Source organism: Pseudomonas benzopyrenica (genome assembly GCF_036884265.1).
Lineage (GTDB): Bacteria > Pseudomonadota > Gammaproteobacteria > Pseudomonadales > Pseudomonadaceae > Chryseomonas > Chryseomonas benzopyrenica.
In genome coordinates, this window is the sequence record NZ_CP145723.1 from 467,532 (window position 1) to 483,666 (window position 16,135).

Below are 16,135 nucleotides of genomic sequence, written 5' to 3' on the forward strand. Positions count from 1 at the left end.
AGGAGGGTAAGGCTCATGCTGGCGAATCTGGGTGTCATCGACTTCTGGACCTATGTGGTCGGGACCCTGTTCGTCATCCTGTTGCCTGGCCCCAATTCCTTCTTCGTGCTTGCTACCAGCGCCCAGCGCGGCATCCGCAGCGGTTACCAGGCGGCCTCGGCCGTGTTCCTGGGTGATGCCGTGCTGATGTTGCTCTCGGCCCTGGGCGTCGCGTCGCTGCTCAAGGCCGAGCCGCTGTTCTTCCAGATCCTCAAGTACCTGGGCGCGGCCTACCTGTTCTACCTTGGCTGGGGCATGTTGCGCGGCGGACTCAAGTCCTGGCGCAGTCCGGCCCAGGGCCAGGCCGAGGCGACGCTGCGCGAAGACGTCCACCAGCCGTTCCGCAAGGCGCTGCTGCTGAGTCTGTCGAATCCGAAGGCGATCCTGTTCTTCGTCTCCTTCTTCATCCAGTTCGTGGACCCCGGTTACGCCCATCCGGCGCTGTCCTTCCTGGTGCTGGGCGCGGTACTGGAAGCGATCAGCTTCTGCTACCTGTCGTTCCTGATTTTCTGCGGCGTTCGCCTGGCGGCCTGGTTCCGTCAGCGGCGTCGCCTCAGCGCGGGCGCCACCGGTGGCGTCGGCGCCCTGTTCGTAGGGTTCGGTGTGAAGTTGGCCACCGCGACCCTGACCTGATTACCTGCATTCGAGAAGCCCATGCCTAAGCGTACAGACATCAAGAGCATCCTGATCCTCGGAGCCGGCCCCATCGTCATCGGCCAGGCCTGCGAGTTCGACTATTCCGGCGCCCAGGCCTGCAAGGCCCTGCGCGAGGAAGGCTTCCGCGTCATCCTGGTGAACTCCAACCCGGCCACCATCATGACCGACCCCTCCATGGCCGATGCCACCTACATCGAGCCGATCAAGTGGGCGACGGTGGCCAAGATCATCGAGAAAGAGCGTCCCGACGCCCTGTTGCCGACCATGGGTGGCCAGACCGCGCTGAACTGCGCCCTGGACCTGGAGCGTCATGGCGTGCTGGAGAAGTTCGGCGTCGAGATGATCGGTGCCAACGCCGACACCATCGACAAGGCCGAGGATCGCTCGCGCTTCGACAAGGCCATGAAGGACATCGGCCTGGCCTGCCCGGTCTCCGGCATCGCCCACAGCATGGAAGAAGCCTACGGCGTCCTGGAGAAGGTCGGCTTCCCCTGCATCATCCGGCCAAGCTTCACCATGGGCGGCACCGGCGGCGGCATCGCCTACAACCGCGAAGAGTTCGAGGAAATCTGCAACCGCGGTCTGGACCTGTCGCCGACCAACGAGCTGCTGATCGACGAATCCCTGATCGGCTGGAAGGAATACGAGATGGAGGTGGTCCGCGACAAGAAGGACAACTGCATCATCGTCTGCTCCATCGAGAACTTCGATCCCATGGGCGTGCACACCGGTGACTCCATCACCGTGGCTCCGGCCCAGACCCTGACCGACAAGGAATACCAGATCCTGCGCAACGCTTCCCTGGCGGTGCTGCGCGAGATCGGCGTCGAGACCGGCGGCTCCAACGTCCAGTTCGGCATCTGCCCCGACACCGGGCGCATGGTGGTGATCGAGATGAATCCGCGGGTGTCGCGTTCCTCGGCGCTGGCCTCCAAGGCCACCGGCTTCCCCATCGCCAAGATCGCTGCCAAGCTGGCGGTCGGCTACACCCTGGACGAGCTGCAGAACGACATCACCGGCGGGCGTACCCCGGCGTCCTTCGAGCCGGCCATCGACTACGTGGTCACCAAGATCCCGCGCTTCGCCTTCGAGAAATTCCCCAAAGCCGATGCCCGTCTGACCACCCAGATGAAATCCGTGGGCGAGGTCATGTCCATCGGCCGTACCTTCCAGGAATCCCTGCAGAAAGCCCTGCGCGGTCTGGAAGTCGGCGTGGTCGGCTTCGATCCCAAGCTGGATCCGGCCGATCCCGAGGCCGACAGCACCCTCAAGCGCGAGCTGACCGTGCCCGGCGCCGATCGCATCTGGTACATCGGCGATGCCTTCCGTCAGGGCTATAGCCTGGACAAGGTCTTCGAACTGACCCGTATCGATCCCTGGTTCCTGGTGCAGATCGAAGACCTGATCAAGGACGAAGAGCGCATCAAGACCCTGGGTCTGGCCGATCTCGACTACGACCTGATGCGCAAGCTCAAGCGCAAGGGCTTCTCCGATGCACGCCTGGCCAAGCTGCTCGGCGTCACCGAAAAGAACCTGCGGGCCCATCGCCACAAGCTCAAGGTGCTGCCGGTGTACAAGCGGGTGGACACCTGTGCTGCCGAATTCGCCACCGACACTGCCTACCTCTACTCCACCTACGAGGAAGAGTGCGAGGCCAAGCCCAGCGGTCGCGACAAGATCATGATCCTTGGCGGCGGTCCCAACCGCATCGGCCAGGGCATCGAGTTCGACTACTGCTGCGTGCACGCGGCCCTGGCTATGCGTGAAGACGGCTACGAGACCATCATGGTCAACTGCAACCCGGAAACCGTCTCCACCGACTACGACACCTCAGACCGCCTGTTCTTCGAACCGGTGACCCTGGAGGACGTGCTGGAGATCGTTCGCGTCGAGCAGCCCAAGGGCGTCATCGTCCAGTACGGCGGCCAGACCCCGCTCAAGCTCTGCCGTGCCCTGGAAGAGGCCGGCGTGCCCATCATCGGCACCAGCCCCGACGCCATCGACCGCGCCGAAGACCGCGAGCGCTTCCAGCAGATGGTCCAGCGCCTGAATCTGCGGCAGCCGGCCAACGCCACCGCGCGCAGCGAAGACGAGGCCCTGGCCCTGTCCAAGAACATCGGCTACCCGATGGTGGTGCGCCCCTCCTACGTGCTGGGCGGCCGGGCGATGGAGATCGTCTACCAGGAAGAAGAACTCAAGCGCTACATGCGCGAAGCGGTGAAGGTGTCCAACGACAGCCCCGTGCTGCTCGACCACTTCCTCAACTGCGCCATCGAGGTGGACGTGGATGCGGTGTGCGACGGCAAGACCGTGGTGATCGGCGCCATCATGCAGCACATCGAACAGGCCGGCGTACACTCCGGCGACTCCGCCTGCTCGCTGCCGCCCTATTCGCTGCCCAAGCACATCCAGGACGAGATCCGCGAGCAGGTCAAGAAGATGGCCCTGGAACTCGGCGTGGTCGGTCTGATGAACGTGCAGATGGCCGTGCAGGGCGAAGACATCTACGTCATCGAGGTCAACCCGCGCGCCTCCCGTACCGTGCCCTTCGTCTCCAAGTGCATCGGCGAATCCCTGGCCAAGGTGGCCGCCCGGGTCATGGCCGGCAAGACCCTGGCCGAGGTGGGCTTCACCCAGGAGATCATCCCGCCCTTCTTCAGCGTCAAGGAAGCGGTGTTCCCCTTCAACAAGTTCCCCGGTGTCGACCCCATCCTCGGCCCGGAGATGAAGTCCACTGGCGAGGTGATGGGGGTCGGCGACAGCTTCGGCGAAGCCTTCGCCAAGGCTCAGTTGGGTGCCAACGAGATCCTGCCGAACTCCGGTTGCGCCTTCATCAGCGTGCGTGACGACGACAAGCCCGAAGCCGTGCAGGTCGCTCGCGATCTGGTCAGCCTCGGCTTCGAGGTCGTGGCCACCGCCGGTACCGCGCGGGTGATCGAGGCGGCCGGTCTGCCGGTGCGTCGCGTGAACAAGGTCACCGAGGGTCGCCCCCATGTGGTCGACATGATCAAGAACGACGAAGTCACCCTGATCATCAACACCACCGAAGGCCGGCAGTCCATCGCCGATTCCTATTCGATCCGCCGCAACGCCCTGCAGCACAAGCTCTGCTGCACTACCACCATTGCCGGCGGCCAGGCCATTTGCGAAGCTTTGAAATTCGGCGCCGAAAAGACCGTGCGCCGGCTGCAAGATCTGCATGCAGGAGTGAAGGCATGACCAAGTACCCGATGACCGTCCAGGGCGCTCGCGCCCTGGAAGAGGAGCTCAAGCACCTCAAGACCGAACTGCGCCCGCAGATCACCCAGGCCATCGCCGAGGCGCGCGAGCTGGGCGATCTTAAGGAGAACGCCGAATACCACGCTGCTCGCGAACAGCAGGGCATGGTCGAGGCGCGTATCCGCGACATCGAAGGCCGCCTGCAGAATGCTCAGGTGATCGACGTGGCCGCCCTGCCGCACACCGGCAAGGTGATCTTCGGCACCACGGTGGAGATCGCCAACACCGAAACCGACGAGACGGTGACCTACCAGATCGTCGGTGACGACGAGGCGGACATCAAGCAGAGCAAGCTGTCGGTGGGTTCGCCCATCGCCCGTGCCCTGATCGGCAAGGAAGAAGGCGACGTGGTGCTGGTGAAGACCCCGGGCGGCAATGTCGAATACGAAATTGTCGCCGTCCGTCACCTCTGATCCTCGCACCGGCGGCTGGCTCGCCAGGTTGCTCGCCGCAGCCTGGCAGCTGGCCCAGGTGTTCTGGGTCGGCCCGCTGGTTGCCCTGCACCTGTGCATCCCCGTGGCGCTCGCCCAGGCGGGCTGGGCGCCCCTGCTGATCCAGTCCGGGCGCGAAGAATTGCTGCGCATGATGCTCAGCGCCGCAGGCGGTGGGGTCTTTACCCAGATCGTGGTGCTGGTGTGGTGGGCGGGTGTAAGCGCCTTGTGGCGTGACCTGCGTGGCCAGCTGCTGCTGGCCAGCGCACTCGCCGTGCTGCTGCAGAACGAACTGGCGCGCTTCTGGGTCGGGCCGACCGCTCTGGCCGGCTACCTGGTCCTGCTGCTCTGCGGTCTGATCCTGGTGCTGCAGCCCGTTCCCGGGCGCGCGCCGGGCAATCAGACGGTATAGCGCACCACATTGGACAGGTTGCGGTTCTGCTCGCGAGCCTTGCGATAGATCAGCGCCATCTTGCCGATCACCTGCACCAGCTCGGCCTTGCTCGACGCGCACAGCTCATCGATCAGGGCGCGACGGTCTTCGCGCTCGGTGATGGCCAGCTTGATCTTGATCAATTCATGATCGTTCAGTGCGCGGTCGAGCTCGCCCAGCACGCCTTCGCTCAGGCCGTTCTCGCTGATGGTGACCACCGGCTTGAGTTGATGCCCGATCGCCTTGAACCGCTTTTTAAGCTCGTTGTTGAGCGCCATAATTCACCCCAGATAAAAGCCGAACAGTTTATCCCAGCTGCCCGGTGCCGCCCAGCGATACGCGACAACTTGCCATTAGCCCGGTGGAGCCTGTCTTGTCCGCTCAAGGAGCACCTCGACAGGCGCGGCGTCGAGCCAGCCTGAAAGGATGGCGATGCTGAAGATTCCGAAGGCCGAGAGAACGCCGGCAGGATGCCGACGTTGACCCTCCGCTTGGCAAGCTATCAAGTGCTTGCCAAGAGACCTTGTTATTTACGACTTGGCCCCCATATGAGCGAGCTGAGTGCGTTGGGCTGCTCCAGGGCAGCTCTGCTGCTAGGAAACTGCCGCCTGTTTCAGGGCGGTTGAGTCCTGCGGGCAGAGGCTCAGGCGCCGCCTTCCGCGTCGCGGGACCAGATCGCGCCAGCAATATCTATTGGGTCGCGGTTTTAGGGGCAATTGAGAGAATTGATGGCCGCAACGTCTGCCTTGCCCTAGAGTCAAAGGCAGAAGACTCATATAGCGTTACAGACGATGTCTGCCGTGGGCCAGGCTTTGTGTAGTAACTTACCGGTCACTGCCGGTTTCGCTTCGAACGGTTTACTCACGAAACCGGCGCAGAGGGTAGTCAATTGAACGACATGGCAAAGAATCTGATCCTGTGGCTGATCATCGCCGCGGTGCTCGTCACCGTGATGAACAACTTCTCCAGCCCCAACGAACCCCAAACGCTCAACTACTCCGACTTCATCCAGCAGGTGAAGGACGGGCAGATCGAGAGCGTGACCGTGGATGGCTATGTCATCACCGGCAAGCATCGTGATGGCGATCCCTTCAAGACCATCCGTCCGGCGATTCAGGACAATGGCCTGATCGGCGATCTGGTCAACAACAGCGTCACCATCACTGGCAAGCAGCCCGAGCAGCAGAGCATCTGGACTCAGCTGCTGGTGGCCAGCTTCCCCATCCTGGTGATCATCGCCGTCTTCATGTTCTTCATGCGCCAGATGCAGGGAGGTGCCGGCGGTCGCGGCGGCCCCATGAGCTTTGGCAAGAGCAAGGCGCGCCTGCTGTCGGAAGACCAGGTCAAGACCACCTTTGCCGACGTCGCCGGTTGCGACGAAGCCAAGGAAGAGGTCACCGAGCTGGTCGAGTTCCTCCGTGATCCGGGCAAGTTCCAGCGCCTGGGTGGCCGCATTCCCCGTGGTGTGCTGATGGTCGGTTCGCCGGGTACCGGCAAGACGCTGCTGGCCAAGGCCGTGGCGGGTGAGGCCAAGGTGCCGTTCTTCACCATCTCCGGTTCGGACTTCGTCGAGATGTTCGTGGGTGTCGGCGCCAGCCGTGTCCGCGACATGTTCGACCAGGCCAAGAAGCACGCTCCCTGCATCATCTTCATCGACGAGATCGATGCGGTCGGTCGTCATCGCGGCAACGGCATGGGCGGTGGGCACGACGAGCGTGAGCAGACCCTGAACCAGTTGCTGGTCGAGATGGACGGCTTCGAGATGAACGATGGCATCATCGTCATCGCCGCCACCAACCGTCCCGATGTCCTGGACCCGGCGCTGCTGCGCCCTGGTCGTTTCGACCGCCAGGTGGTGGTCGGCTTGCCGGACATCCGTGGTCGCGAGCAGATCCTCAAGGTGCACATGCGCAAGGTGCCGGTCGGCGAGCGCGTCGATGCCGGTGTCATCGCGCGTGGTACCCCGGGTTTCTCCGGTGCTGACCTCGCCAACCTGGTCAACGAAGCATCGCTGTTCGCTGCGCGTGCCAACAAGCGCACCGTCGACATGCGCGAGTTCGAGCTGGCCAAGGACAAGATCATGATGGGCGCCGAGCGCAAGACCATGGTCATGTCCGAGAAGGAGAAGCGCAACACGGCCTACCACGAAGCGGGTCACGCCATCGTCGGTCGCCTGGTGCCCGAGCACGATCCGGTCTACAAGGTTTCCATCATTCCCCGTGGTCGGGCCCTGGGCGTGACCATGTTCCTTCCCGAGGAAGATCGCTACAGCCTGTCCAAGCGGGCGCTGGAAAGCCAAATCTGCTCGCTGTTCGGTGGCCGTATCGCCGAGGAGATGACCCTGGGTTTCGAAGGCGTTACCACCGGTGCCTCCAATGACATCATGCGGGCGACTTCGCTGGCGCGGAACATGGTGACCAAGTGGGGTCTGTCCGAGAAGCTCGGTCCGTTGCTGTATGGCGAGGAAGAGAACGAAGGCTATCTGGGTCGCTCGGGTGGTGGTGGCGCCGGCAACATGTCGGGCGAAACCGCCAAGCAGATCGACCTGGAAATTCGCCGGATCATCGATGACTGCTATGGCACCGCCAAGCGGCTGCTGGACGAGAACCGCGACAAGCTCGAGCTCATGGCCGATGCCTTGATGAAGTACGAGACCATCGACTCCGATCAGATCGACGACATCATGGCCGGCAAGGTCCCGCGCGAGCCGCGTGACTGGCATGACCGTGGTGGTCCTACCGGTGATGCCCCAGCGCCCCAGAGTGGTAGCGATCGTCCGGAAACCCCCATCGGTGGTCCAGCCGGAGAACACTGAAACACCCATGTTCAATCCGTTTCCTTCGACCCGATTGCCTTGCGGCAATCGGGTTCTTGTTTTTGACGCGCCCAAGGTCATGGGCATCCTCAACGTCACCCCCGACTCCTTTTCCGATGGCGGTCGCTATACGGTGGTGGAAAACGCTCTGCGCCATGCCGAAGGGATGGTGAACGCTGGTGCGGCCATCATCGATGTCGGTGGAGAATCCACTCGCCCGGGGGCGCCAGCGGTGTCCGAGGCGGAAGAGCTCGATCGGGTCATCCCGGTGGTCGAGGCGATCGCCCGAGAGCTGGATGTCGTCATTTCCCTGGATACTTCCACGCCCGCGGTGATGCGCGAAGGTGCCAGGGCCGGCGCCGGCCTGATCAATGACGTCCGCTCGCTGCGCCGGTCTGGCGCCCTCGAAGCTGCCGCCGCGAGCGATCTGGCGATCTGCCTGATGCACATGCAGGGGGAGCCCAGCACCATGCAGCAGGCGCCCGTCTATACCGATGTCGCAGGCGAGGTAGGTGCCTTTCTGGCCGAGCAGGTCAGGCGCTGTGAAGCGGCTGGTATCGCGCGCGAGCGGCTGGTGCTTGATCCGGGGTACGGCTTCGCCAAGACCCTCGAGCACAATCTCGAACTGTTCAAGCGACAAGCCGAGTTGCTCGCCTTTGGGCTACCCTTGCTGGTGGGCGTCTCGCGCAAGAGCATGATCGGCGCGGTCACCGGGCAGCCTGTGGAGGGGCGCCTGGCGGGCGGTCTGGCCCTGGCGGCCCTGGCGCTGGTCAAGGGCGCGCAGATCCTCAGGGTCCATGATGTGGCGGAAACGGTGGACGTGGTGAAGATGATCACCGCGGTCGAAGGCTTCAGGTAGGAACAAAACTGATGGCAAGAAAGTATTTTGGAACCGACGGCATTCGCGGCAAGGTCGGCACCTATCCCATCACCCCGGATTTCATGCTCAAGCTGGGCTGGGCGGCGGGCATTGCCTTTCGCAGTCGCGGCGGTTGTCGGGTGCTGGTCGGCAAGGACACCCGCAACTCGGGCTACATGTTCGAGTCGGCTCTGGAAGCCGGGCTGTCCGCTGCCGGTGCCGACGTCATGTTGCTCGGTCCCATGCCAACCCCTGGGATCGCCTACCTGACGCGGACCTTCCAGGCCAGTGCCGGCATCGTCATCAGTGCGTCACACAATCCCTACTACGACAATGGCATCAAGTTCTTTTCTGGCGCCGGCACCAAGCTGCCCGATGAGCTCGAAACCATGATCGAGGAGCTGCTCGATACGCCCATGACCGTGGTGGATTCGGCGCGTATCGGCAAGGTCTCGCGCATCAATGATGCGGCCGGTCGCTACATCGAGTTCTGCAAGAGCAGCGTGCCGACCGGGACCAGTTTCGCCGGCCTGAAGATCGTGCTCGATTGCGCCAATGGCGCCACCTACAAGATCGCGCCCAGTGTCTTCCGCGAACTCGGCGCCGATGTCAGCGTGCTGGGGGTGCAGCCGGACGGGCTCAACATCAACAAGGACTGTGGCTCCACTCACCTCGAGGGGCTGCAGCAGGCGGTGCTCGACCAGCACGCCGATCTCGGTATCGCCTTCGACGGCGACGGTGATCGGGTGCTGATGGTGGATCACACCGGAGCGGCAGTGGATGGCGATGAGCTGCTCTATCTGATCGCTCGCGACCTCAAGCGTCGTGGTCGCCTCGAGGGTGGGGTGGTCGGTACCCTGATGAGCAATCTCGGTCTCGAGCTGGGACTGGCGGAGCTGGAGATTCCCTTCGTGCGTGCCAAGGTAGGCGATCGCTATGTGATGGCCGAGCTCTTGGAACGCAACTGGGTGCTGGGTGGCGAGAATTCCGGGCACGTGGTCTGCTGCCAGTACACCACCACCGGTGACGCCACCATCGCCGCCCTGCAGGTGCTGATCGCCCTGCGCAATGCCGGTCAGACCCTGGCCCAGGCGCGCATGGCGCTACGCAAGTGCCCGCAGGTGCTGATCAACGTGAGGTTCGGCGGCGGCCAGGATCCCTTGGAGAATCCGCGGGTCAAGCAGGCCAGTGCCGAGGTCACCGAGAAGATGGCCGGCAAGGGGCGGGTGCTCCTGCGCAAATCCGGTACCGAGCCGTTGCTGCGGGTCATGGTCGAAGGCGAGAACGAGCGTGAGGTGCGGGCCCATGCCGAGGCGCTCGCTCAGTTGATAACCGAGGTATGTGCTTGATTTGCTTGCATGCCGGTTTTCGATTGAGTAACATCTGCGCCCACTTCGCTCCCTGAGGTAAAACGCATGCGTCGTTCCCTGGTTGCCGGTAACTGGAAAATGCATGGCTCGCTGCAAGGCGTGTCGGCGCTGGTCGCAGGCTTGAAAGGGTTGGATGGTGCAGTGGGTGTCGATGTCGTGGTGATTCCGACATTGGTGCATCTACCGGGGGTGGCTGAAGCGCTGGCGGCAACGTCGCTGATGGTGGGGGCCCAGACCTGTGCTCCCGTCGCGGGCGAGAAGGCTCTGACTGGCGAGGTATCCTCGACCCAGTTGGCAGAATTCGGTTGCCGTTACGTACTGGTGGGGCACTCCGAGCGGCGTGCTCTGCTGGGCGAGGATGATGCGGTGGTGGCGAAGAAATTCGCGGCCATCCAGGAGGGCGGGATGATTCCCGTGCTCTGTGTCGGCGAAACCCGTGAAGAGCGGGAGGCCGAGCGTACTCTGGATGTGGTGGGTGGCCAGCTGAAGGCGGTCATCGACGCAGTCGGGGTCGCGGCTTTCGCCAAGGCTGTAGTGGCCTACGAGCCGGTTTGGGCGATAGGTACCGGGCTAACGGCGACGCCGGAGCAGGCGCAAGAGATTCATGCGGCGATTCGCGCTCTGGTGCGCGAAGCCGATGCTGGGGTCGCTGAAGGCCTTCAGCTGTTGTATGGCGGCAGTGTCAAGGCTGCCAATGCTGCCGAATTGTTCGGCATGCCGGATATCGATGGGGGGCTAGTGGGTGGGGCCTCCCTGAATGCTGAAGAGTTCAGTGCGATTTGCCGCGCTGCAGGACGTGGATAATGTTGGAAACTGCAGTTGTCGTGATCCACTTGCTGATGGCGCTTGGCCTGATCGTGCTGGTATTGATGCAGCAGGGCAAGGGTGCCGAAGCCGGTGCATCCTTTGGTGCGGGCGCCTCGGGTACCGTGTTCGGTAGTCAAGGTTCTGCTACCTTTCTGAGTCGCTTTACTGCTATACTAGCCGCGGTTTTTTTCGCGACTAGCCTGGGTCTGGCGTATTTCGCCAAAGACCGTGCGTTGGGTCTGCGTGAGGTGGGTTTGCCCACTCAGCCGGTCCAGCAGGCTCCTCAGCCGAAGCAGGATGGTAACGATGTTCCCCTGAGTCAGCCCCGCGCTGCCCAGGGCGGTACTTCCGGGGACGTACCCCAGGAGTCCAAGTAGGATTCAAAGGTTTCATGCCGAAGTGGTGGAATTGGTAGACACGCTATCTTGAGGGGGTAGTGGCCACAGGCTGTATGGGTTCGAGTCCCATCTTCGGCACCAAATAGCAAAGACGTCCTGCAGGACGCGGCGAGAGAGAGTAGGTTGACTCCTAGAGTTCAGTTGAATATAATCTCGCTCCAGCTTTGACGCGGGGTGGAGCAGTCTGGTAGCTCGTCGGGCTCATAACCCGAAGGTCGTTGGTTCAAATCCAGCCCCCGCAACCAGTTATTTAAAGCCCCTTTATAGGGGCTTTTTGTTGGCTGGACAGTTCGGGTCGCGCTTTCTTGCGCAGACCTCTTAGGGATGGGCGTAATGCCCATTTTTTATTCTCAAAAAACGCGAGGCAACCAGGTGTCGAGCAAGCTAGAACAGTTGCAGGCCTTGCTGGCCCCCGTCGTCGAGGCGCTTGGCTATGTCTGCTGGGGTGTCGAGTACATCTCCCAAGGGCGGCATTCGCTACTGCGTGTCTACATCGATCATCCCAATGGCATTCTCGTTGAAGACTGCGAGGCTGTCAGTCGCCAGGTAAGTGGCGTACTCGATGTGGAAGATCCGATCACCAACGAATACACCCTCGAGGTGTCTTCCCCCGGTATGGATAGACCGCTGTTCACGCTGGAGCAATTTGCTGCCCATGCGGGTGAACAGGTCAAGGTCAAACTTCGGTCGCCCTTCGAAGGGCGACGTAATTTCCAGGGTTTGCTGCGCGGTGTGGAAGACCAGGACGTCGTGGTGCAGGTGGACGAGCATGAGTATCTGCTGCCCATCGAGATGATCGACAAGGCCAACGTCGTTCCCCGTTTCGAGTGATTTGAGCGCGAGACCGCGGATCCCAAGGATTGCGAATACGAGGCGTAAGATGAGCAAAGAAGTTCTGCTGGTAGTGGAATCTGTTTCGAACGAGAAGGGTGTTCCACCCGGCGTCATCTTCGAGGCACTGGAGTTGGCTCTCGCCACGGCTACCAAGAAACGCTACGAAGAAGATGTGGATCTGCGGGTGTCGATCAACAGACACAACGGCAGCTACGAAACCTTCCGCCGCTGGACCGTGGTGGAAGACCAAGACTATCAGTTGCCCGATTCGCATCTGACGGTGGAAGACGCCCAGGAAGAGCATCCCGGCGTCAAGGCCGGTGAAGTGATCGAAGAGAAGATCGAGTCCATCGAATTCGGTCGGATCGCTGCCCAGACCGCCAAGCAGGTGATCGTGCAGAAGGTGCGCGAGGCCGAGCGGGCTCAGGTAGTGGATGCCTATCGCGAGAAGGTCGGCGAGATCATCTCGGGTACCGTCAAGAAGGTCACCCGTGACAGCGTGATCGTCGACCTGGGCAACAATGCCGAGGCCCTGCTGCCGCGCGAGCACATCATTCCGCGTGAGACCTTCCGCATGGGCGTGCGTCTGCGTGCCCTGCTCAAGGAAATCCGCACCGAGAACCGCGGTCCGCAGCTGATGCTGTCGCGCACCGATCCGCAGATGCTGATCGAGCTGTTCCGCATCGAAGTACCGGAGATTTCCGAGCAGCTGATCGATGTCATGGCGGCTGCCCGGGATCCGGGTTCGCGGGCCAAGATCGCCGTCCGTTCCAAGGACAAGCGCATCGATCCCCAGGGTGCCTGCATCGGCATGCGCGGTTCGCGTGTCCAGGCGGTATCCGGTGAGCTGGGTGGCGAGCGGGTCGACATCGTGCTGTGGGACGACAACCCGGCGCAATTCGTCATCAACGCCATGGCCCCGGCCGAAGTCGCTTCGATCATCGTCGACGAAGACAGCCGCACCATGGACATCGCCGTCGCCGAGGACAACCTGGCCCAGGCCATTGGCCGTGGCGGTCAGAACGTGCGCCTGGCCAGTCAGCTGACCGGCTGGACGCTCAACGTGATGACCGAAGCGGACATCAACGCCAAGCAGCAGGCCGAGACCGGCGACATCATCCAGCGCTTCATCGACGAGCTGGATGTCGACGAGGAACTGGCGCAGGTGCTGGTGGAAGAGGGCTTCACTTCCCTCGAGGAAGTGGCCTACGTGCCCATGGAAGAGATGCTCAATATCGATGGCTTCGACGAAGACATCGTCAACGAGCTGCGTACCCGGGCCAAGGATCGCCTGCTGACCCGGGCCATCGCGACCGAAGAACAGAAGAGCCCCAGCGAAGATCTGCTGACCCTCGACGGTATGGATCCCCAGCTCGCCAGCGCGCTGGCCCAGCGTGGCGTGGTCAATCGCGAAGAGCTCGCCGAGCAGTCGATCGACGACCTGCTCGACATCAACGGCATGACCGAAGAGCGTGCCGGCAAGCTGATCATGGCTGCCCGTGCCCATTGGTTCGAGTAAGCGGCGCAGTCTGAGGAGAGAAGTGCATGACGCAAGTCACGGTGAAAGAACTGGCCCAAACGGTCAATACGCCGGTGGAACGTCTGCTACAGCAGATGCGCGAGGCAGGTCTGACGCATAGCAGCGCCGAGCAAACGGTGAGCGATGCGGAAAAGCAGGCGCTACTGACACATCTGAAGGGGACTGCGCAGCTCGACGAGCCCAGCAAGATCACCCTGCAGCGCAAGACCCAGACCACGCTGAAAGTGGCCGGCAGCAAGACAGTCAGTGTCGAAGTGCGCAAGAAGAAGACCTTCGTCAAGCGCAGCCCCGCCGAGCTGGAAGCCGAACAGCGCCGCGAACAGGAAGCCCTGCGCGCCGCCGAAGAGGCCGCCGCTCAGGCACGTGCCGCGGAAGAAGCTCAGCGCGCTGCCGAAGCGGCTGCCCAGCAGCAGGCCGAAGCCGCTGCTCAGGCCGCGCAGCAGGCGGTCTCCGCCGAGGCTGCAGCCCCTGCCGCGCCGGAAGCTCCGGCCGTGGTAGCCGAGCAGCAACCCGCTGCCGAGCCTGCCGTCGAGGTCAAGAAGGCGGATCCGGCCAGTGAGCGCAAGCGCGAAGAGCCGCGTCGTCCCGTGCATCCTGCCCCGAGCAGCAAGCGCGAAGAAGACGAGCGCCGTGAGCGCAAGAACGCCCAGCATCGCCCGTCGATCAAGGACAAGGTCGCAGCTCCCCGTACCGTGCGCAGTGGCGACGACGAGGAAGAGGGCTTTGGCCGGCGTGGCGGTCGCGGTGGCAAGTCGCGACTCAAGAAGCGAAACCAACACGGGTTCCAGAGCCCGACAGGACCTGTAGTGCGCGAAGTCAATCTAGGTGAGACCATCACCGTCTCTGAGCTTGCTCAGCAGATGTCGGTGAAGGCCGCCGAAGTCATCAAGTTCATGTTCAAGATGGGGTCCCCCGCCACCATCAACCAGGTGCTCGACCGCGAGACGGCGCAGCTGGTGGCCGAAGAGCTGGGCCACAAGGTCAAGCTGGTCAACGAGAACGCCCTGGAAGACCAGTTGGCCGAATCTCTCAAGTTCGAGGGTGGCAAGGCCCTGCACCGCGCGCCGGTGGTGACCGTCATGGGTCACGTCGACCACGGCAAGACCTCGCTGCTGGACTACATCCGTCGCGCCAAGGTCGCGTCGGGCGAAGCCGGTGGCATCACCCAGCACATCGGTGCCTACCACGTGGAAACCGAGCGTGGCATGGTGACCTTCCTGGATACCCCTGGCCACGCCGCGTTTACCGCCATGCGTGCCCGTGGTGCCAAGGCCACCGACATCGTCATCCTGGTCGTCGCGGCCGATGACGGCGTCATGCCGCAGACCGAGGAAGCCATCCAGCACGCCAAGGCGGCGGGTGTCCCCATCGTCGTGGCGGTCAACAAGATCGACAAGCCCGACGCCGATCCGGATCGCGTCAAGCACGATCTGGCTGGTCGTCAGGTCATCCCGGAAGAGTGGGGCGGCGACACCCAGTTCGTGCACGTCTCGGCCAAGGCCGGTACCGGCGTGGACGAGCTGCTCGAAGCCATCCTGCTGCAGGCCGAAGTCCTGGAGCTGACCGCTACGCCGGAAGCACCCGGTCGCGGTGTGGTCATCGAATCGCGCCTGGACAAGGGTCGCGGTCCGGTCGCTACCGTACTGGTACAGAACGGTACCCTGCGTCAGGGCGACATGGCCCTGGTCGGCGTCAACTTCGGTCGTATCCGTGCCATGCTCGACGAGAATGGTAAGCCGATCAAGGAAGCCGGTCCCTCCATCCCGGTCGAGATCCTCGGCCTGGACGGCACCCCGGACGCCGGTGACGAACTCACCGTGCTGACCGACGAGAAGAAGGCCCGCGAAGTGGCGCTGTTCCGTCAGGGCAAGTTCCGCGAGATCAAGCTTGCCCGCGCTCACGCCGGCAAGCTCGAGAACATCTTCGAGAACATGGGCCAGGACGAGAAGAAGACCCTCAACATCGTGCTCAAGTCCGATGTGCGTGGCTCCCTCGAAGCGCTGCAGGGCTCGCTGTCCGGTCTGGGCAACGACGAAGTCCAGGTGCGCGTGGTCGGCGGAGGCGTCGGTGGTATCACCGAGAGCGATGCCAACCTGGCGCTGGCTTCCAATGCCGTGCTGTTCGGCTTCAACGTCCGGGCCGATGCCGGGGCGCGGAAGATCGTCGAGCAGGAAGGCCTCGACATGCGCTACTACAACGTCATCTACGACATCATCGAAGATGTGAAGAAGGCGCTGACCGGCATGCTGGGCAGTGACGTCCGGGAGAACATCCTGGGTATCGCCGAAGTGCGCGACGTCTTCCGTTCGCCCAAGTTCGGCGCCGTCGCCGGCTGCATGGTCACCGAGGGCATGGTGCACCGCAACCGTCCGATCCGCGTCCTACGCGAAGACGTGGTCATCTTCGAAGGCGAGCTGGAATCCCTGCGTCGTTTCAAGGATGACGTGGCCGAAGTGCGTGCCGGCATGGAATGCGGTATCGGCGTGAAGAGCTACAACGACGTCCGCGTCGGCGACAAGATCGAGGTGTTCGAGAAGGTTCAGGTCGCCCGTTCGCTGTAACGACGACTCTGCACCAGGACGGCAGGTCGCGGACCTGGCAGACCCCTGCCAGGTCCGGACTTGCCGTTCGCGTTTCCAAGGTTCATGGCTGGCAGGCCTGGTGTCTGCGGCC

Annotated in this window: 13 protein-coding genes and 2 tRNA genes; 14 read left to right on the forward strand and 1 reads right to left on the reverse strand. The window is 62.9% G+C overall.

Annotated elements, in window-relative coordinates:
- Window positions 1–15 precede the first annotated feature (15 nt).
- From leuE to V6W80_RS02225, 4 genes are read left to right on the forward strand one after another with little or no spacing between them, the layout of a single operon-like run.
- Window positions 16–672 (forward strand): leucine efflux protein LeuE, encoded by a 657-nt coding sequence (gene leuE / locus V6W80_RS02210; RefSeq protein WP_007162660.1) that lies wholly within the window; start codon window positions 16–18, stop codon window positions 670–672.
- A 21-nt stretch (window positions 673–693) separates the two neighbouring features.
- Window positions 694–3,915 (forward strand): carbamoyl-phosphate synthase large subunit, encoded by a 3,222-nt coding sequence (gene carB, locus V6W80_RS02215; protein ID WP_184292340.1) that lies wholly within the window; start codon window positions 694–696, stop codon window positions 3,913–3,915.
- Window positions 3,912–4,388 carry a transcription elongation factor GreA gene (greA, locus tag V6W80_RS02220; protein WP_017640630.1) on the forward strand — a complete coding sequence of 159 codons (477 nt, stop codon included), beginning with the start codon at window positions 3,912–3,914 and terminating at the stop codon, window positions 4,386–4,388. Before carB ends, greA begins: the two co-directional genes overlap by 4 nt.
- 28 nt (window positions 4,389–4,416) lie before the next feature.
- On the forward strand, window positions 4,417–4,818 hold the full coding sequence (locus V6W80_RS02225; RefSeq protein WP_017640629.1) for a hypothetical protein: 402 nt from the start codon (window positions 4,417–4,419) through the stop codon (window positions 4,816–4,818).
- Here V6W80_RS02225 and yhbY read toward each other — a convergent pair.
- On the reverse strand, window positions 4,806–5,117 hold the full coding sequence (gene yhbY / locus V6W80_RS02230) for a ribosome assembly RNA-binding protein YhbY (protein WP_184292338.1): 312 nt from the start codon (window positions 5,115–5,117) through the stop codon (window positions 4,806–4,808). The genes V6W80_RS02225 and yhbY overlap by 13 nt on opposite strands.
- A gap of 620 nt (window positions 5,118–5,737) precedes the next feature.
- On the opposite strand from yhbY, the gene ftsH reads away from it, so the two are divergent.
- From ftsH to infB, 10 genes are all read left to right on the forward strand, one after another.
- Window positions 5,738–7,654, forward strand: coding sequence for an ATP-dependent zinc metalloprotease FtsH (gene ftsH / locus V6W80_RS02235; RefSeq protein ID WP_017640627.1), 1,917 nt, complete (start codon window positions 5,738–5,740; stop codon window positions 7,652–7,654).
- A 7-nt stretch (window positions 7,655–7,661) separates the two neighbouring features.
- Complete coding sequence (gene folP, locus V6W80_RS02240) at window positions 7,662–8,513, forward strand: dihydropteroate synthase (protein ID WP_093257108.1); 852 nt, start codon at window positions 7,662–7,664, stop codon at window positions 8,511–8,513.
- Between the two features lie 11 nt (window positions 8,514–8,524).
- Entirely contained in the window at window positions 8,525–9,862 is a 1,338-nt protein-coding gene (gene glmM / locus V6W80_RS02245; protein ID WP_064308126.1) for a phosphoglucosamine mutase, read from the forward strand.
- Between the two features lie 66 nt (window positions 9,863–9,928).
- A complete protein-coding gene (gene tpiA / locus V6W80_RS02250) occupies window positions 9,929–10,687 on the forward strand; it encodes a triose-phosphate isomerase (RefSeq protein WP_338545755.1) in 759 nt (252 codons plus the stop codon).
- Window positions 10,687–11,067, forward strand: a complete 381-nt coding sequence (secG, locus tag V6W80_RS02255) for a preprotein translocase subunit SecG (protein WP_017640623.1) — start codon at window positions 10,687–10,689, stop codon at window positions 11,065–11,067. The genes tpiA and secG overlap by 1 nt, the downstream gene beginning before the upstream one ends.
- A gap of 16 nt (window positions 11,068–11,083) precedes the next feature.
- Window positions 11,084–11,169 (forward strand) — tRNA-Leu (locus V6W80_RS02260).
- An 87-nt stretch (window positions 11,170–11,256) separates the two neighbouring features.
- Window positions 11,257–11,333: transfer RNA gene (locus V6W80_RS02265), tRNA-Met, on the forward strand.
- 127 nt (window positions 11,334–11,460) lie between these two features.
- A complete protein-coding gene (rimP, locus tag V6W80_RS02270) occupies window positions 11,461–11,919 on the forward strand; it encodes a ribosome maturation factor RimP (RefSeq protein ID WP_007162650.1) in 459 nt (152 codons plus the stop codon).
- A 49-nt stretch (window positions 11,920–11,968) separates the two neighbouring features.
- A complete protein-coding gene (gene nusA / locus V6W80_RS02275) occupies window positions 11,969–13,441 on the forward strand; it encodes a transcription termination factor NusA (protein WP_017640621.1) in 1,473 nt (490 codons plus the stop codon).
- A 26-nt stretch (window positions 13,442–13,467) separates the two neighbouring features.
- The gene (infB, locus tag V6W80_RS02280) at window positions 13,468–16,023 is read left to right on the forward strand and encodes a translation initiation factor IF-2 (protein WP_017640620.1); all 2,556 of its coding nucleotides are present in this window, start codon (window positions 13,468–13,470) and stop codon (window positions 16,021–16,023) included.
- Window positions 16,024–16,135 lie beyond the last annotated feature (112 nt).